Raw genomic sequence first — 17,516 nt, 5'->3', positions numbered from 1 at the left:
TCAGGGCTTGGCGTCTTCCTTCTTCGCCTCTCCCTTCGTCGCGGCCTCGTTCGCCGCCACCGGCGTGGGCGGCGGCCCCTTGGCGATGCTGGCAGCGAGCGTCGCCGCATCGGCACAGGCGGTCTTGCAGATCGTATTGATCTTGGTGAGGTTTTCCTTGGCGCGCTCGATCGCGCCCTTCGAAACCATCGCCTCGCCCTGCCCGCGCAGCGCAACCAGATCGTTCGGATCGAGCTTCAGCGCCTCACCATAGAATCGGATCGCCTTGCCCGGCAGGCTTTGCGCGCGGGCGATATCGGCGAGCAGCACAAAGGCCTCGCGGTTACGCGGATCGACGGCTAGCGCGGTTTCGAGCAGGTCGTTCGCGCCCCCGAGATTCCCGGCACCCTGCGCGGCGCGCGCCTGACGGACGAGTTCCACCGAACGCGGATCGATCTGGCTATCCGGGCGCTGCGCGCTGAGGCTGGTGGAAACGCTTAGAACGAGCAGCGCTGCCGCCGCCGAGAGTGCGGTGATCCGCATCGAAATCTCCGATAGACTGGAAATCGTGGCTAGCATTGCCGCACCATCTTCGCGACAAAAAAGCCATCGGTCGAGTCCCGGTGCGGGGTGAGCCGGAGGCCCTTGCCGCGCGGTGTGCCGATCGCGGCTGCAACGGGAAGCGCGTTCCATTCGCCATGCGCGGCGAGGAAGCGATCGACCTGCCCGGCACCCTCCGCATCGAGCAGCGAACAGGTGATGTAGACGAGCGCCCCGCCCGGCCGCACCAGCCCCGCCCCGACCTCCATCAGGCGCGCCTGGGTCGCCACATAGTGATCGAGCAACTGCGGGGTGAGCCGCCAGCGTGCCTCGGGGTTGCGCCGCCAGGTGCCGGTGCCCGAACAGGGCGCATCGATCACGACGAGATCGGCACGCGCCCGCCAATCCTCGAGCATTGCCTGCTCCTGTCCCGGATTGAGCAGCTTGGTGGTGGCGATGGTTACGCCGGCCCGGGCGGCTCTCGGCGCCAGGCGCGACAGCCTTGGTCGATCGATGTCGCACGCGAGGACACTGCCCTGTCCATGCATCGATGCGGCCAGCGCAAGAGTCTTGCCGCCCCCGCCGGCACACAGATCGATCACGGCCATCCCCCGCTTCGCGCCGGCGAGATGGCTGACGAGCTGGCTGCCGCCATCCTGCACCTCGAAGCGCCCATCGGCATAGGCGGGAGTACCCTCTACCGGTGCATCGGTATCGAGCCTAAGGCCGGCGGGCACGAATGCGAGCGGCGTCGCACCCTGAATTTCCGCGGCGACCGCTTCCACCGTCGTCTTGAGCAGGTTGACGCGGATATCGAGCGGCGCGCGATCCAGCAGCGCCTTGCATTCGGTGCTGTCCAGCCCCGATGCTTCAAGCGCCTGCACCAGCCAGGCGGGCGCTACGCCGATGGGTGCCGGACGCTCCGCCTCGCCGATCGGCGGCGGGCCATATTGCGAACCGTCGAACAGCGCCGCAAGGTCGGGCCTTGCGGCTGCCAGCGCGATCATCGCCGCCCGGCCCGACTCCGGCAATTCGCCGCACAGCCGGATCGCGTCATAGACGAGCCCGCGGATCGCCCGGCGGTCCTTCGATCCGGCGAAACGGCGCGCGGCGAAGGCCCGCGCCAGCAACACATCGGCGGCCGGCCCGCGCGTGCGAGCGGCCGTCAACACCTCGTCCAGGAGTTCGATCGCCAACTGAAGGCGTGCGGCAGGGGTCATGGGCCGGGGCTAGGCGATTGGCGGCGGCATGGGAAGCGGCTCGCACGCATAATGATGAATGGATGGATGGCCTCAACTAACAATCTCTTGTAAACCCTTAGTATAAGCCATGCCTTGCGCGTGAGGGGTCGACGAGGAAGCGTTGGTGCACCGATGGGGGGCGGTCCTCGCCCTGTTCATAACGATTGTCGGATGGATGCCGAAACCCGCGCACGCCGTTGGTGTGCCGGTAGAAAGAGGCCTGTGCCATGCGGTTACGCCTCTCGCCACCACGGACGCACAGGGTCCGGGGCTGCGTTTTGCATGCGACAGCGCGCCCCGGCAGTACCAGCAGGGCAGCCTCTGGTTGCGGATCGAACCCGATCGATACCTGCATTCGCGCGGTACGCCGACGCTGCTCGTCCATTACAGCCGCTTCGACAGACTCGCCGTGGGGATGCGCTATGCCGACGGGCGTACCGAATGGCAGCAGGTCCGCAACGGCAATTACGGGGACTATTGGCGGCCGGGCGCGCAGGTCGCCTTTGCGCCACGCAATCGCGATGCGGTTGTGACGGCGATCTTCGTCCGCTTCGATCGGTTGGCCAGCCACAACCTCCTTCGCTTGCGCCTGCTCCCTGCGGGAACGGCAGAATTACAATCGGGATTGCTCGCCGCGCTGATCGGCGCGGCCCTTACCCTCCTGGCGATCGGCGCCCTGTATAACCTGTCGCTGGCGATCGCCGTCAGGCGGCAATATCTCGCCTGGCAGGGGGCCTGGGCGGCCATCGTCTTCCTGTGGGGAACATTGTGGTCCCAATTCGTGCTGATGGTGGTGCCGGGACTGGCCGGAAGCTTCTCCGCCCAGGCGTCCACGCTGCTTTCCACCACCGCGATAATGCTCGCAACCTTCAGCGCCGCCACCTCCGTCGAGCGCGTGCTGCTGCCCAGATGGCTTCGCGGAGCCACGCTTGCGCTGGGCCTGTCGGTGGGGATCCTGGGCATCCCCGCCAGCATCGTTCGCACCGCATCGATCGAGACGCTGGGCGCCGTGCTGGGCGTGCTGGTGCTGGCGGACCTGCTGGCAGTTGCGATCTGCCTTGCCTGGGCGGTGAAACGCGGCAGCCGGGAGGCCCGCGACCTGGTCGCCGCATGGTCGGTGCCGATGGCGGCGTTGGCGCTGACCGAACTCGTCGACATCGGCAGCGGGCTTTGGGGCGGCGGCGCCCAGATCCTGGTGCTGTTCGCCGCCGCCTGGCAGACGATCTGGCTATCGATCGCGGCGAGCCGCCGGCTCGCGCGTTTCCGCGCCGAGCGCGATCTGGCACGTGCGGCGGAAGCGCGGGCGAGCGAGCTTGCCGTCCGCGATCCATTGACCGGAATCCACAACCGCCGCGGCTTCGTCACCACCGTGACCCCGATGATGCTGGCGGCGCATCGCAGCCATACCCCGATGGCGCTGCTGCTGATCGATATCGATCGGTTCAAGGCGATCAACGATGTTCACGGCCATGAAGCCGGCGATACGGTATTGTGCACGCTGGCCGATCGCCTGGCCCGTTGGCAGGGCCCGATGTGCGCCACCGCGCGACTGGGCGGCGAAGAATTCGCGATGATGATCGGCCAGTTCGAAGGCCCGTCGCTGCTGCAGTTCGCAGACCATGTCCGCCAGGAGCTCGGCGCCTGCGATCACCGATCGACCATCGGCGATCGCCCCGTCACGGTCAGCATCGGCGTGGCGGAGCTGCGCGAAACTGCCGATTACCAGCAGCTATATCGGGCAGCCGACCGTGCGCTGTATGTCGCGAAGGATAGCGGGCGCAATCGGGTGATCCATGCCGATCACGCCGCCTCGCAGGTTGCACCAGGCAAGGAGATCGAGGAGGCTGAGGCCCGCTGAGGCGGGCCCGCCCCATGCCGATCAGCGCGTAGGATAGTTGGGGGCCTCGCGCGTGATCGTCACGTCGTGGACATGGCTTTCCTTCAGGCCCGCATTGGTGATGCGCACGAAGCGCGCCTTCTTCTGGAATTCCGGAATGGTGCCGGCACCGACATAGCCCATCGACGCCTTCACGCCGCCCACCAGCTGATGGATCACATCGCGCGCCGGGCCCTTATAGGGAACCTGGCCCTCGATGCCTTCGGGCACCAGCTTCAACTGATCCTTGATATCCTGCTGGAAGTACCGATCGGCCGATCCCTTGGCCATCGCGCCGACCGAGCCCATGCCGCGATACGCCTTGTAGGCACGGCCCTGATACAGGAAGGTTTCCCCCGGTGCCTCTTCGGTACCCGCCAGCAGCGAACCGATCATCGCCGCGCCGGCGCCCGCCGCCAGCGCCTTGGCGATATCGCCCGAGGTGCGGATGCCGCCATCGGCGATCACCGGGATGCCGGACTTGGCCGCTTCGTTCGCCGCCTCCATCACCGCTGTCAGCTGCGGCACGCCGACGCCGGCAACGACGCGCGTGGTGCAGATGGAACCGGGGCCGATACCCACCTTCAGCCCGTCGGCACCTGCATCGATCAGCGCGCGCGCGGCTTCCGCGGTCGCAATATTGCCGGCGATCACCTGGACGCGGTTGGAAAGCTTCTTCACGCGCTCAACCGCGCGGCTCACGTCACGGTTGTGGCCGTGCGCGGTATCGATCACCACCAGGTCGACCTCCGCATCGACCAGCGCCTCGGTGCGGGCGAAGCCCTTGTCCCCCACCGTCGTGGCGGCGGCGACGCACAAACGCCCGCTCGCGTCCTTGGTCGCGTGCGGATAGGTGACGGCCTTCTCGATATCCTTCACGGTGATCAGACCAACGCAGCGATAGGCATCGTCCACCACCAACAGCTTCTCGATCCGGCGCTGGTGCAACAGGCGGCGGGCTTCTTCCTGGCTCACGCCAAGCTTCACGGTGGCGAGATTCTGATGCGTCATCAGTTCGGACACGCGCTGATTGGGATTTTCCGCGAACCGCACGTCGCGATTGGTGAGAATCCCGGCGAGCTTGCCATCCGCCTCGACGATCGGAATGCCACTGATGCGGTGCCGCGCCATCAGCGCCTGCGCCTCCGCCAGCGTGCCACCCGGCGCCATGGTGATCGGGTTCACCACCATGCCGCTTTCAAAGCGCTTCACCGCGCGCACCGCTTCCACCTGCTCGTCGATTTCCAGGTTGCGATGCAGCACGCCGATGCCGCCCAGCTGGGCCATCACGATCGCCATGTCCGCTTCGGTAACGGTGTCCATCGCCGAGGAAAGGATCGGGATGTTGAGCGCCAGCCCCTTGGTCACGTGCGTCCGGGTATCCGCCATGCTCGGCACGATCTCGGATTCGCCCGGGTAGAGCAGGACGTCGTCGAAAGTCAGGCCGAGAGGGATTTCCATGGGGAGCGCCAAATCCTTGAGTCGAGAGTTGGCGGCCCATGTAACCGCAAGGGGCAAGACGCGCTAGTGGGCAGGTTCAGGCATAGAGCGGCGGCAGGCCGGGATACAGCATTTCCCGCTCTCGCTGCACCTGGTTGCGGATCATCTCTGCCAGCCGCTTCGATGCCGCCACATAATCGGGCCAGTTTGCGATCGCCCGCGCCGTCGGCCAAGCGGTGACGTGATCGGTATAGACCATCCGCATGTCGAGATTGCCGCTTCGCAGCGCACGGGCCGCTTCCGCCTGATCGCCGCCGTCGCGCATCGCCGCGTTGACCATATGGTCGATCGCCCGCCGACGCGCCGCCACGGCCTTTGCGGTTTGGTACCGGGCCCACGACAGCGCCGCCAATTCGCAGGACGGAAGCGCCAGAAGGTTCTCGATCGCGCCGATTGCCTGCAGCAACGCCATGTCAAGCTGGTGCATGCTCTCCATAGCTTTACCATAGAGGAGGGATGCAGGCGCGAAGCGGAAATCGCGACGAATTATTCCTGCGCGCCCGCCCGTGCCAGGATCTGCTGCGCCTGCACCACGTGCATCGCCTCGATCATCCGATCCCGGAATCGTTCCGCGCCCCCCTGCGCGGCGGCGATCAACGCTTTCGCATCGGCGATCTCTTCCGCTCCCGGTGCGAAAGCGCTGGCGGCGATCGCCAGTTGGCCGGGATGGATCAGGGTCTTGCCGTCATACCCGAGCGCGCGCCCCTCCCGGCATTCGGCCGCAAGCCCTTCGGCATCGTCCAGCGCGTTGAAAACCCCGTCCAGCGCCCAGGCACCCCCAGCCCGGGCCGCCAGCACAATGCTTTGCAGGGCCAGGGACAGTCCTCCGCGCCCGGCCGCAGCGGGGATGCCAAGGCTCGCCTTGAGATCGTTGGTACCCGCAATCAGCCCGCAAACCCCCGGCAATGCCGCGATCGGCGCAGCGGCCAATACGCCGGCCGGCGTTTCGATCATCGCCAGCAACGGCTTGCCGACGGCCTCCGCAATTCGCCTTGCGGCATCGACGGACTCCACCTTCGGCACCACGATCACGGCCGCCGTCGACCCTGCCGCCGCGGCCAGATCGGCCTCATGCTCCGCGGCATCGATGCCGTTGATCCGTATCGCGACGATCCGCTCGCCAAAACCCGCCGCCACCGCCTCCACGGCGGCAGCCCGCGCGGCATTCTTGTCCTCCGGCTTCACGGCATCCTCCAGGTCGAGGATGATCATATCGGCGGCAAGGGTTCGCGCCTTGGCGATGGCCCGCGGGTTCGATGCCGGGAGAAACAGCGCGGTGCGCGGCGCGAGAGGGATGCTGGTCATGCGCCTTCTCTATGCTAGCACTAGGCCCGATTGCGAGGGGAGTCGGGACGCATGGAAGTCATTTCCGTCTTTGTGGTGGCGCTGGCCCTGCTGGTACTGCTCTACCTGATCGCCAGCGTGAAGATCGTAACCCAGGGCTATCAGTACACGATCGAGCATTTCGGCCGCTTCACCACCGTCGCCGCGCCGGGGTTCAACTTCTATCCCGCCTTTCTCTACCGTGTCGGCCGCAAGGTGAACATGATGGAGCAGGTGATCGATATTCCGGGCCAGGAGATCATCACCAAGGACAATGCGATGATCTCCACCGACGGGGTGGTGTTCTTCCAGGTGCTCGATGCCGCCAAGGCCGCCTATGAAGTATCCGACCTGTATGTCGCGCTGCTCCAGTTGACGACGACGAACCTGCGCACCGTGATGGGATCGATGGATCTGGACGAGACGCTGTCGAAGCGCGACGAGATCAACGCCCGGCTGCTCTCGGTGGTGGATCACGCCACGACGCCCTGGGGCGTGAAGATCACTCGCGTCGAGATCAAGGATATCCGTCCGCCGGCCGACATCGTCAACGCAATGGGCCGGCAGATGAAGGCCGAACGCGAGAAGCGCGCCAACATCCTCGAGGCCGAGGGCACGCGCCAGTCCGAGATCCTGCGCGCCGAGGGGCAGAAGCAGGCCCGGATCCTGGAAGCCGAAGGTCGCCGCGAATCGGCGTTCCGCGACGCGGAAGCGCGCGAGCGGGCGGCGGAAGCCGAAGCGAAGGCGACCCGGCTCGTCTCCGACGCGATCGAATCCGGCAGCGCGCAATCGCTCAACTACTTCATCGCGCAGAAATATGTCGAAGCAGTCGGCAAGTTCGCCACCTCGCCCAATGCGAAGACGATCCTGTTCCCGGTCGAGGCGACGCAACTGATCGGCACGCTGGGCGGTATCGGCGAACTCGCGAAGGAGGCCTTGTCCGGCGGCGCGCCCAAGCCCCCCGCTCCGCCCACGCCGCCGGCCCGCCGGCCCACGCCATTCGAGCAGCAGGACTGATCGGCCCGGTGGAATGGCTGCAGCACCCCGCCCTGCTATGGCTGATCGGTGCCGTCGTGCTCGCGATCGTCGAGCTGGCCTTGCCGGGCGTGTACATGGTGTTCTTCGCCGTCGCCGCCGCGCTGACCGGGCTGGTGGGCCTCCTCTTTCCCGAGCTGGGGTTTGCCGGCCAATGCGTCGGCTTTGCCGCGTGGTCCGCCGTCGCGGTGCTGATCGGCAAGCGCTGGTATCATGATTTTCCGGTTGCGAGCACCGATCCGCTGCTCAACGACCGCCTCGCGCGGATGATCGGCCAGGTTGTCACCGTCGTCGAACCGATCGACGAGGATGCCGGCCGCGTGCGCGTGGGCGACGGCGAATGGCCTGCCCGCGGGCCGGGCGCACCCGCCGGCGCACGCGTTCGGATCACCGGCGCCGATGGCACGACGCTCCGCGTCGAGCCCCTTTCGGCCCTCTCCCATCACTGAAGAAAAGTCCGAGGTCGATTTGATGCGTAATTCCCGTCGAGACGTGCTGCTTGGTTCGAGCGCGATGCTGGCCACCGGCGCCCTGCCCTTCCCCGTCCAGGCAGCGCCAGGCGCCGCCGAAACACAGGCCAAGGCGCTGATCGATCGCACCGCCGAAGCGCTGCTCGCGCTCAACCCGGAAGGGGCCACCGGCCTTGGCATCGACAAGGATGGGCGGGCCGCGCTCAAGCACCGGCTCGGCGATCGTTCGCCGGCCGGGGTGGCGAAAATGGCGGCCCATCTGAAGGCGACTCTGGCCGAGATCGACCGGATCGACGTGAACGCCGTCAGCCCGGAAATGCGTGTCCATCTCGACGTGATCCAGACGGCGTACGCCAATGGGCTGAAGGGCATGTCGTTCGGCTATGGCGATGTGGCGGTCGGCAGTTGGCGCAATGCGCCCTATGTCGTGATCCAGAATGTCGGTGCCTATATCGACGTGCCGCGGATGCTCGACAGCGATCACCAGATCGCCACAACCGACGATGCCGATGCCTATTGCGATCGGCTCCAGGCCTATGCCGGCGCGCTGGACGGGGAGACGGTGCGGCTGAAGCAGGCCGGCGCGATGGGCGTGATCGCACCCGACTTCCTGCTCGACAAATGCCTGAAGCAGATCCGCCTGGCACGCAGCGGCGATCCGGCCAGCTGGGACGTGGTGACCTCGCTCGCCAAGCGCGCCGCGTCGATGTCCGGCGACTATGCGGCGCGGGCGGCGAAGATCGCGGCCGGCCAGGTTGCACCGGCGCTCGACCGCCAGATCGCCGAGCTGGAACGCCACCGCGCCCGCGCCACATCGGACGCCGGCGTCTGGAAGTTCAAGGACGGCGACGCCTATTATGCCTGGGCGCTGAGCGCCGGCACCACCACGACGATGTCCCCGGACGAGGTCCATGCCATGGGCAAGGAGCAGCTTGCCGCGCTCCAGGCCGAGATGGACACGATCCTGAAGACGCTCGGCTATACGCAAGGCTCGGTCGGCGCGCGGATGCGCGGCCTGGCCACGGACCCGCGCTTCGCCTTCCCCGAAACCGATGCCGGCCGCGCCGAGATCATCAAGATCCTGCAGGACAGCATCGACGACATGCGCGGCCGGATGCCGCAGGCGTTCCACACGCTGGTGCCGGGCAATGTCGAGGTGAAGCGCATCCCGCCGGTGGAGGAAGAAGGCGCGGCGGGCGCCTATGGCGGCCCCGGCACGATCGACGGCAAGGTACCGGGCCGCTTGTGGATCAACCTGCGGTCGACCGGCATCTGGACGCGGTTCAGCCTGCCCGACCTTGCCTATCACGAAGCGATCCCCGGCCATGCCTGGCAGGGGGAATATACCTTCAGGATGCCGCTGATCCGCTCGCTCCTGCAGTTCAACGCCTATTCCGAAGGCTGGGCGCTTTATGCCGAGCAGCTGGCGGACGAACTGGGCGTGTATCAGGCGAACCCGGCGGCGAAGCTGGGCTATCTCCAGTCGCTCGGCTTCCGCGCCTGCCGGCTGGTGGTGGACAGCGGGCTGCACGCCAAGCGCTGGACCCGCGAGCAGGCGATCCGCTGGTTCGTCGAGGCGAACGGCTCGTCCGAGGACGAGGTGCAGGGCGAAGTCGACCGCTATTGCTCGTGGCCGGGCCAGGCCTGCGGCTACAAGGTGGGCCACACCGCGATCAACCGCCTGCGCACCCAGGCCAAGACCGCGCTGGGCGACCGGTTCGATTTCCGCGCCTTCAACGATGCGCTGCTGCTGGGCGGCAATGTGCCGATGACGGTGCTGGGGCATGTCATCGATCGCCACATCGCCGCGCGGAAGGGATAGCGCACGCCGCTACGGCAGCGGCGCGAGGTCCGGTGCAAGGAATTCGCGCCGCGCCGCCACGCAGAACAGCCGATCGCGGCTGTAGAAGCGGAGCGGCCAGTCGCGCTGCCCCATCGGGGTAGCGAGCAGGCCGTTCACCCGCGCCAGCAGGTCGGCCTCCGCCGCCTGCGCCAGATACTCGCGCACGCCGGCGACAAACACCCGCGTGATCGTATCGTGATAGCCTTGGTGATCGTCGTTGATGCCGCCCAGGCTTTCGTTGTAGCGGCGGATCAGCCCGCCTATCTCCGTATCGATGGCGATATCCGGCCGCTCCGTCAGCAGGTACAGGCACGCGGCGAGATGGGCCTCATGCGTCCATTCCGCACGAGGAAGGTCGCAGGCAAGCAGCCCTTCCCCGACACGGACGATCGCCGCGGCACTCGCAAATCGCCGCGGCGGCAATGTTTCCGGCGCTCCGCTCAAACAAGGGCCCTTGCCGCCGGCGCGGCGGCGCGGACGCCTTCTTCGACATGGTCTTCGAACTGGGCGAAGTTCTCAACGAACTGGTCAACCAGCTTCTCCGCCACCGCATCATAATCCCCCTTGTCCGGCCAGGTCTCGCGCGGATCGAGGATCTTCGAGTCCACGCCCGGCACCGCCACCGGCACTTCGAAGCCGAAATAGGGGTCGACGCGGAATTCGGCCTGGTTCAGGCTGCCATCGAGCGCGGCGTTGAGCAGCGCGCGGGTCGCCTTGATCGGCATCCGGTGGCCGATGCCATACTTGCCGCCGGTCCAACCGGTGTTGACCAGCCAGCAGGCGACATTGCCCTCCGCGATCCGCCTTTTGAGCAGGTTGCCATAGACCGAGGGGTGGCGCGGCATGAACGGGGCGCCAAAGCAGGTGGAGAAGGTCGCCTCTGGCTCGGTCACGCCGATCTCCGTCCCCGCCACCCGCGCGGTGTAGCCCGACAGGAAGTGGTACATCGCCTGTTCCGGCGTCAGCCGCGCGATCGGCGGCAGCACGCCATAGGCGTCCGCCGTCAGGAAGATCATGTTCTTCGGCACCGGGCCGAGATTGTCGGCGGAGGCGTTGGGGATGAAATCGATCGGATAGGAGCCGCGGCTGTTCTCCGCGAGGCTGGCGTCGTCGAGATCGAGCCTGCGCGTAACCGGGTCCATCACGACATTTTCCAGCACCGTGCCGAAGCGCTTGGTGGTCGCGAAAATCTCCGGCTCGGCTTCGGCCGACAGGCGGATCATCTTGGCGTAGCACCCGCCTTCGAAGTTGAAGACCGCCGTATCCGACCAGCCATGTTCGTCGTCGCCAATCAGGGTGCGGCTGGCATCGGCCGACAGCGTCGTCTTGCCGGTGCCGGACAGGCCGAAGAAGATCGCCGTATCACCCTCGGGGCCGATATTGGCCGAGCAGTGCATCGGCATGATGCCGTCCTGCGGCAGCAGATAGTTGAGCAGGCCGAACACGCTCTTCTTCATCTCGCCGGCATAGGCGGTGCCGCCGATCAGGATCAGCTTGTCGGTGAAATTCACCGCGATCACCGTTTCGCCGCGCGTGCCGTGGCGGGCGGGATCGGCGCGGAAGCTGGGCAGATCGATGATCGTGTATTCTGGCACGAAGTCCGCCAGCGCCTCGGTCTCCGGCCGCACCAGCAGCGTGCGGATGAACAGATTATGCCAGGCGAGTTCATTGATCACGCGCACCTGCACGCGGTGCTCAGGCTGCGAGCCACCATAGAGATCGGCCACGAACAATTCGTCGCGCTTGCCCAGTTCGGCGAAGAAATCGGCCTTCAGCGCGGCGAAATGCTGCGGCGTCATCGCCTGGTTGGTCTTGCTCCACCATACGCTGGTCTCCGTCTCAGCATCGCGGACGATGAACTTGTCCTTAGCCGACCGACCGGTATGCTTGCCGGTAGCAACGACCAGCGGCCCGTCGGCAGCCAAGCACCCCTCCCCGCGACGGATCGCATGTTCGACCAAAGGGGCGGTAATCAGGTTCCAATGCAACGCTGCCGACGTAACAATGCCTTGCTCGCCAAGACCATAGCGCGATTGACAGTTCTTCACCCAAGCCTCCGTTATTATTATGTCACGATTTATATGACAAACCGGATGATTTGCCCGAAGCGTAACTTTATTGCCAATCGCTCGTGGCATGGCGACAGAAGGACGGTCAATCCTGGTTAACGTTGTCAGCTTGTTGAGGCGGGCGGAACTTTGGTCTAACGGGTGGTATGATGATTTTGCGTCACCCCAAGGCCGCCGGATGACTGCCACGATCGCGCTGGTCGACGACGACCGTAACATCCTCACCTCGGTTTCGATCGCGCTCCAGACCGAGGGCTTTCTCACTCGTGTCTATTCGGACGGCGAAAGCGCGCTGAAGGCGTTGATCGAGAACCCGCCCGAGCTGGCGGTACTCGATATTAAAATGCCGAAGATGGACGGGCTGGAACTGCTCCGCCGCCTGCGCGAGAAGAGCCAGATCCCGGTGATCTTCCTTACCAGCAAGGATGACGAGCTGGACGAAGCGCTCGGCCTCGCGATGGGGGCCGACGATTACATCGCCAAACCCTTTTCGCAGCGCCTGCTGATCGCCCGAATCCGCGCGATCCTGCGCCGCACCGAGCCCGCCCAGCCGGTGGCGGAAGGCGCGGCCCCGGCCGAACCCGCCGAAGTGCTCGAGCGTGGTCGCCTCAACATGGACCCGGCCCGCCACAAGGTGACCTGGGGCGGTGTCAACGTCACACTCACCGTCACCGAATTCCTGATCCTGGAAACGCTCGCCCAGCGCCCGGGCATCGTCAAGACGCGCAACCAGCTGATGGATGCCGCGTATCAGGACGACATCTATGTCGACGACCGCACGATCGACAGCCACATCAAACGCGTCCGCCGCAAGTTCCGGCAGGTAGACCCGGAGTTCGACGCGATCGAGACGCTCTATGGCGCCGGATACCGCTTCTCGGATGAATGACGAGCGCGACCTGGCGCTGCGATGGTCGGGCCGGGTCAGCCTCACGCCGCGGATCCTGGCGGTCAACATCTTCGCGCTGGCGCTGCTGTGCGGCGGCTTCTTCTATCTCGACAGCTATCGCAGCCGGATCGTCGACAGCCGGGTCGAGCAGACCAGCCGCGAGGTGCGGCTGATCGCCCAGGCGCTCGCTTCGGCGACAGACAAGCGGCGCGACCTGCTGGTGCTGAGCCTCGCCCGCGACATGGGCACGCGCATCCGTCTCTATGATCCGCACGGCAAGCTGCTGAGCGACAGCCGCGAACTGGGCCTGCGCAACCTCGTGCTACGCGATCCGGACAAGGATCCCGTCGGCCAGACGATCGCGCGCTTCCTGGACGCGGTGATCGATCGCGTCGCCGGTGCCGATCGCACGCCGCTATACCGGGAACGTGTGCGCGATCGCGGATTGGACTGGCCCGATGTCCGCACGGCGCTCGAAAGCCACAGCGCGGCAGCATCGGTCTGGCGCGCACCCGATCGAACACCCGTGATCACCGCCGCTGCCCCGATTACCGGCCTGGGCGTGGTGATGACCACGTTCAACGCGCGCGACATCACCCAGACGGTGCGACTGGAACGCTATCGGCTGGGGGTCGTGCTTGCCATCGTCTCGCTGGTTTCGGTGCTGCTGTCGCTGTTTCTGGCGCGGACGATCGTGCGGCCGCTTCGCCGCTTGGCGCTCGCCGCGATCCGGGTCCGGCTGGGGCGTGCACGCGAAGTGGTGGTCCCGCGCCTGCCCGATCGCCGCGACGAGATCGGGATGCTGGCGCGCGCCCTTTCGGACATGAGCCAGGCCCTGCGGGCGCGAATCGATGCCACCGAAACCTTCGCCGCCGATGTTACGCACGAGTTGAAGAACCCACTGGCGTCGCTGCGATCCGCCGTGGAAGGTCTTTCCACCGTCAAGGATCCCGCCTTCCAGGCCCGGCTGCTGGATATCGTGCGCGACGATATCCACCGACTGGATCGCCTGATTACCGATATTTCGGAGGCCTCACGCCTCGATGCGCAGCTCAGCCGCGCCACGTTCGAGCCGTTCGATCTGGGGAGCCTGATCGCCGCGCTGGTGGTGCAACGCGAGGAGCGCGGCGTTCTCGAAGCGGTGCGGCTCCGCTTCGATCGTCCGGCCGGGCAATCGATGCTGGTGATGGGCGAACCCACCCGGCTCGAACGCGTCTTCGAGAATCTGATCGAGAACGCCCTGTCCTTCTCCCCGCCCGGTGGTCTGGTCGCGATCGCCGCCGAAGAAGAGGAAGAAGGAATATTGGCAATCCGCATCGAGGATGAGGGCCCCGGCGTGCCCGAAGAAGCGCGCGAAGCGATCTTCCGGCGCTTCCACTCGGTTCGGCCGTCCAGCGAAGCGTTCGGGCAGCATTCCGGCCTGGGCCTTGCCATTGCACGCACCATCGTCGAAGGCCATCAGGGCAGCATCGTGGTGGAATCGCGGGAGGACAGGTTGAGCGGCGCGCGTTTCGTGGTCCGCCTGCCACTGGCGGAGCAACCATGAACCGCCCGGCCCGTTCCCTCCGGCCCGCCATCCTGTGGAATCCAATGGCATGAACCCGCGTCGTCCGAAGCATATCCTTCTCGTCACCGGCATGTCCGGCGCGGGGAAATCGACGGTGCTGCGCACGCTGGAGGATCTCGGCTGGGAAGTGGTGGACAATCTGCCGCTGCTGCTGCTGAACCGCCTGCTCGATACGGCACCCGCCGAGAGCGCGGACGGCGACGATCAGCGACCGCTGGCGTTGGGCATCGGCACCCAGACCCGCGGCTTCGATCCCGAAAGCATCGTCCAGCGTATCAAGAAGCTGCGCGAGGAACAGGGGCACGACGTCGGCACGCTGTTTCTCGAATGCTCGGGTGCCGAACTGGTCCGCCGCTTTTCGGAAACCCGGCGCCGCCACCCGCTGGCACAGGATCGCCCCGCCGTGGACGGCATTGCCCGCGAACGCGAGCTTTTGGGGCCGCTGCGGCGCTGGTCGAACCGGCTGATCGATACGACGGACATGACCGCCAATGCGCTGGCCCAGGCGATCCGGGCGATCTTTTCCACCGACGGCACCGGCAAGACGACCTTCAGCATCACGTCTTTCGGCTTTTCCCGCGGACTGCCGCGCGACGCCGACCTGGTGCTCGACATGCGCTTCCTGCGCAATCCGCACTGGGATCCGGAATTGCGCCCCGGCACGGGACGGGACGCGGATGTTTCCGCCTATATCGCCGCCGATCCAGCCTATGATGCAGCCATGGAGCAGATCGAATCGCTGCTGTTGCTGCTGCTGCCGCGCTATCAGGCGGAAGGAAAATCCTATGTCACTATCGCTTTCGGCTGTACGGGCGGGCGGCATCGTTCGGTCCATGTCGCGGAGCGCGTGGCGCGCCGGTTGCGTGCAGCGGGATTTTCCCCCACGGTGACCCATCGCGACTTGCAAACCGCGCCGCAGGACTCGCTGGAGGGAGCGCCGGTGACGACACAAGGGGGCGGAGAGAAAAGATGATCGGGTTGGTACTCGTGACACACGGACGGCTCGCAGAAGAGTTCGTCGTCGCGATGGAGCATGTGGTGGGAAGCCAGAAGCAGGTCGCCGCGATCTGCATCGGCCCCGAGGACGATATGGAGACACGGCGCGCCGATATTAAGGCCGCCATCGCCGCCGTCGATTCGGGCAAGGGCGTGATCGTGCTCAGCGATCTGTTCGGCGGCACCCCATCGAACCTCGCCATTTCGCTGATGGAAGCGGGCAAGATCGAAGTGATCGCCGGCATCAACCTGCCGATGCTGATCCGGCTCGGCAGCGCCCGCACGACGATGAAGGTAACCGAGGCTGTGGCCGCCGCCCGGGACGCGGGCCGCAAATATATCACCATCGCCTCGGAGGTTCTGGGAGAAGCCGCCGCGTGAGCCGTACCAGCCGCACCGTAACCATCGAGAACCGCCGTGGGCTCCATGCCCGCGCCAGCATGGCCTTTGTCACGCTGGCCAGCACCCAGCCTTGCGAACTTACCGTGGAGAAGGACGGCAACAGCGCTGCCGGTACTTCGATCCTCGATCTGATGATGCTGGGCGCCGCCAAGGGCGACACGATCACGATTTCCGCCGAAGGCGAAGGCGCGGAAGGCGCGGTCCAGGCGCTGGTCGAGCTGGTGGAAGCGCGGTTCAACGAGGAGTGATCCTTCCTCAACCCCCTCCTTCTTGCAGGAGGGTTGAGGGTGGTGGGGTACCAGAACGCCTGTTGGTCCCTGTGAGACATTGCCTCACCCCAAACCCCTTCCCTGGAGTGGGGGGCTAGGCAGTAGCCCCCGCTCCCATCCCATCCTATAGCGTCGCAATGCCACGCGAAATCACTGCCTATTCCAACCCGCTGATCAAGCGGATGCGCAACCTGCGCGACAAGCGCCATCGCCGCGAAGAGGGATTGTTCCTGGCCGAGGGGCTGCGCATCCTCACCGAAGCGCGCGAGGCCGGCCGGATTCCCGACTATCTCTTCTATACCGCCGAAAGCGCCCGCCACCCGCTTGTCGCGCCGCTGGTCGCCGCCACCGAGGCCCAAGGCGGCGAGGCGATCGAGACCAATGCCGACATCCTTTCCAAGCTCTCCGGCAAGGACAATCCCGGTTCGGTCGTCGGCGTCTATCCCGAATTCGCGCTGGAGCTTTCCGCGATCGATCGCAGCACCGCGCCGATCTGGCTGGTCGCCGAGCGCTTGCGCGATCCCGGCAATCTCGGCACCATCCTGCGCACCGGCGACGCGGTGGGCGCAGGCGGGCTGATCCTGCTCGACGATTGCGTTGATCCCTTCTCGGTCGAAGCGGTACGCGCAAGCATGGGCGCCTTGTTCACCGTGCCGGTCGCCCGCGCCCGCTGGGAGGAGTTCGAGCCTTGGCTGCGCGCCGGCCCCGGCCAGCTTGTCGGCCTCAGCCTCGATACCAGCCACGACTATCAGGCGCCGCGCTATGCCGCCCCCACCTTCCTGCTCACCGGCAACGAGGCGCAGGGGATGCCGCCGCATATGGAACAGGCCTGCGATCTTCTGGTAAAGATCCCCATGCTCGGCAAGGCGGACAGCCTCAATGCGGCTGTGGCAACGGCGGTGATGGCCTATGAAGTACGCAACCAGTTCCGGCATGGCTGAACGCGCCCGCGTTGCGCTGGCCGTCGCGTTGACGCTGGTCGCCGCGGTGCCGGCGGGAGCGCAGTCCACGGCGCCCTTGCCCATCGATGCGGCGGCGCAGCCGCTGCTCGGCCAGTGGCGCATCACCGGTATTGCCGGCCGCCCCGTGGTGCGCGGCAGCGGCGCGCGGCTGGCGCTGGCAGACGTTCGGATCAGCGGCAACACCGGCTGCAACACCCTCGGCGGCAATTTTCGGGTGGAGCGCGGGCATCTCACCACCGGCGGGCTGATCACCTCCCGCCGCGGCTGTTCGCCGCAATTGATGCGGCAGGAAAAGGTGCTGCTCGACCTGCTCGACCAGCGACTGGCGGTGCGCCAGAGCCATCGTGGGCGGCTGATCCTCACCGCGCGCGACGGCAGGACCCTGGTGCTGGTCCGCGCCACCTAGAGAGCGAGATGACATGATGTTGCCCCACGGGGCAACATCGGCCCACTGCCGCGCGGTTACCCCGAGGCCATCCGCCGGACGTCGTCGCACCGCTTGCACGGGCCACCAGCCCGCGCTGCGCAATGTTCCTAGCAGACGAACGGCGCAGG

The 17,516-nt window shown here is 66.3% G+C and carries 18 protein-coding genes; 11 read left to right on the top strand and 7 right to left on the bottom strand.

All coding sequences use genetic code 11. The features are described 5' to 3' along the window. Together DD559_RS18800 and DD559_RS18795 are read right to left on the bottom strand one after the other, a co-directional pair. Positions 1–522, bottom strand: a complete 522-nt coding sequence (locus DD559_RS18800) for a tetratricopeptide repeat protein (RefSeq protein ID WP_116470524.1) — start codon at positions 520–522, stop codon at positions 1–3. A gap of 29 nt (positions 523–551) precedes the next feature. After that, complete coding sequence (locus DD559_RS18795) at positions 552–1,739, bottom strand: RsmB/NOP family class I SAM-dependent RNA methyltransferase (protein ID WP_116470523.1); 1,188 nt, start codon at positions 1,737–1,739, stop codon at positions 552–554. 346 nt (positions 1,740–2,085) lie between these two features. On the opposite strand from DD559_RS18795, the gene DD559_RS18790 reads away from it, so the two are divergent. Then, the gene (locus tag DD559_RS18790; RefSeq protein ID WP_240610341.1) at positions 2,086–3,618 is read left to right on the top strand and encodes a GGDEF domain-containing protein; all 1,533 of its coding nucleotides are present in this window, start codon (positions 2,086–2,088) and stop codon (positions 3,616–3,618) included. 21 nt (positions 3,619–3,639) lie between these two features. Here DD559_RS18790 and guaB read toward each other — a convergent pair whose 3' ends face one another. The 3 genes from guaB to DD559_RS18775 all read right to left on the bottom strand — a co-directional run bounded on the left by guaB (position 3,640) and on the right by DD559_RS18775 (position 6,441). Further along, complete coding sequence (gene guaB, locus DD559_RS18785; protein ID WP_116470521.1) at positions 3,640–5,097, bottom strand: IMP dehydrogenase; 1,458 nt, start codon at positions 5,095–5,097, stop codon at positions 3,640–3,642. 76 nt (positions 5,098–5,173) lie between these two features. Beyond that, positions 5,174–5,563: a hypothetical protein gene (locus DD559_RS18780; RefSeq protein WP_240610340.1), complete on the bottom strand. Its 390-nt coding sequence runs from the start codon at positions 5,561–5,563 to the stop codon at positions 5,174–5,176. A gap of 59 nt (positions 5,564–5,622) precedes the next feature. Further along, positions 5,623–6,441, bottom strand: coding sequence for an HpcH/HpaI aldolase/citrate lyase family protein (locus DD559_RS18775; RefSeq protein WP_116470519.1), 819 nt, complete (start codon positions 6,439–6,441; stop codon positions 5,623–5,625). Between the two features lie 51 nt (positions 6,442–6,492). On the opposite strand from DD559_RS18775, the gene DD559_RS18770 reads away from it, so the two are divergent. The 3 genes from DD559_RS18770 to DD559_RS18760 are packed head-to-tail and all read left to right on the top strand — an operon-like array spanning position 6,493 to position 9,786. Continuing rightward, the gene (locus DD559_RS18770; RefSeq protein ID WP_116470518.1) at positions 6,493–7,476 is read left to right on the top strand and encodes an SPFH domain-containing protein; all 984 of its coding nucleotides are present in this window, start codon (positions 6,493–6,495) and stop codon (positions 7,474–7,476) included. 8 nt (positions 7,477–7,484) lie between these two features. Next, positions 7,485–7,943, top strand: coding sequence for an NfeD family protein (locus DD559_RS18765; protein ID WP_116470517.1), 459 nt, complete (start codon positions 7,485–7,487; stop codon positions 7,941–7,943). A 22-nt stretch (positions 7,944–7,965) separates the two neighbouring features. Beyond that, complete coding sequence (locus tag DD559_RS18760; protein ID WP_116470516.1) at positions 7,966–9,786, top strand: DUF885 domain-containing protein; 1,821 nt, start codon at positions 7,966–7,968, stop codon at positions 9,784–9,786. A gap of 9 nt (positions 9,787–9,795) precedes the next feature. Here the strand turns inward: DD559_RS18760 and DD559_RS18755 are convergent, their stop codons facing one another. Both DD559_RS18755 and DD559_RS18750 read right to left on the bottom strand, forming a co-directional pair. Continuing rightward, positions 9,796–10,251: a hypothetical protein gene (locus DD559_RS18755; protein WP_240610339.1), complete on the bottom strand. Its 456-nt coding sequence runs from the start codon at positions 10,249–10,251 to the stop codon at positions 9,796–9,798. Beyond that, positions 10,248–11,855, bottom strand: a complete 1,608-nt coding sequence (locus DD559_RS18750; RefSeq protein ID WP_116470514.1) for a phosphoenolpyruvate carboxykinase — start codon at positions 11,853–11,855, stop codon at positions 10,248–10,250. The genes DD559_RS18755 and DD559_RS18750 overlap by 4 nt, the downstream gene beginning before the upstream one ends. A gap of 199 nt (positions 11,856–12,054) precedes the next feature. Between DD559_RS18750 and DD559_RS18745 the strand changes: the two genes are divergently transcribed. The 7 genes from DD559_RS18745 to DD559_RS18715 all read left to right on the top strand — a co-directional run bounded on the left by DD559_RS18745 (position 12,055) and on the right by DD559_RS18715 (position 17,367). Next, the gene (locus DD559_RS18745; protein ID WP_116470513.1) at positions 12,055–12,765 is read left to right on the top strand and encodes a response regulator transcription factor; all 711 of its coding nucleotides are present in this window, start codon (positions 12,055–12,057) and stop codon (positions 12,763–12,765) included. Then, positions 12,734–14,311: a sensor histidine kinase gene (locus DD559_RS18740; RefSeq protein ID WP_116470512.1), complete on the top strand. Its 1,578-nt coding sequence runs from the start codon at positions 12,734–12,736 to the stop codon at positions 14,309–14,311. Before DD559_RS18745 ends, DD559_RS18740 begins: the two co-directional genes overlap by 32 nt. Before the next feature lie 49 nt (positions 14,312–14,360). Further along, positions 14,361–15,305, top strand: a complete 945-nt coding sequence (rapZ, locus tag DD559_RS18735; RefSeq protein ID WP_116470511.1) for an RNase adapter RapZ — start codon at positions 14,361–14,363, stop codon at positions 15,303–15,305. After that, positions 15,302–15,709 (top strand): PTS sugar transporter subunit IIA, encoded by a 408-nt coding sequence (locus DD559_RS18730; protein WP_116470510.1) that lies wholly within the window; start codon positions 15,302–15,304, stop codon positions 15,707–15,709. The genes rapZ and DD559_RS18730 overlap by 4 nt, the downstream gene beginning before the upstream one ends. Continuing rightward, a complete protein-coding gene (locus tag DD559_RS18725; protein ID WP_116470509.1) occupies positions 15,706–15,978 on the top strand; it encodes an HPr family phosphocarrier protein in 273 nt (90 codons plus the stop codon). Before DD559_RS18730 ends, DD559_RS18725 begins: the two co-directional genes overlap by 4 nt. A gap of 158 nt (positions 15,979–16,136) precedes the next feature. Further along, complete coding sequence (locus DD559_RS18720) at positions 16,137–16,940, top strand: TrmH family RNA methyltransferase (RefSeq protein ID WP_116470508.1); 804 nt, start codon at positions 16,137–16,139, stop codon at positions 16,938–16,940. Beyond that, positions 16,933–17,367, top strand: coding sequence for an META domain-containing protein (locus DD559_RS18715; RefSeq protein ID WP_240610337.1), 435 nt, complete (start codon positions 16,933–16,935; stop codon positions 17,365–17,367). The genes DD559_RS18720 and DD559_RS18715 overlap by 8 nt, the downstream gene beginning before the upstream one ends. The last annotated feature ends 149 nt before the right edge of the window (positions 17,368–17,516 follow it).

Source organism: Sphingomonas pokkalii (assembly GCF_003096275.1).
Classification (GTDB): Bacteria; Pseudomonadota; Alphaproteobacteria; order Sphingomonadales; family Sphingomonadaceae; genus Sphingomonas; species Sphingomonas pokkalii.
Note: the sequence above shows the minus strand (reverse complement) of the source record. Positions and strands in the feature narration are given on the sequence as shown.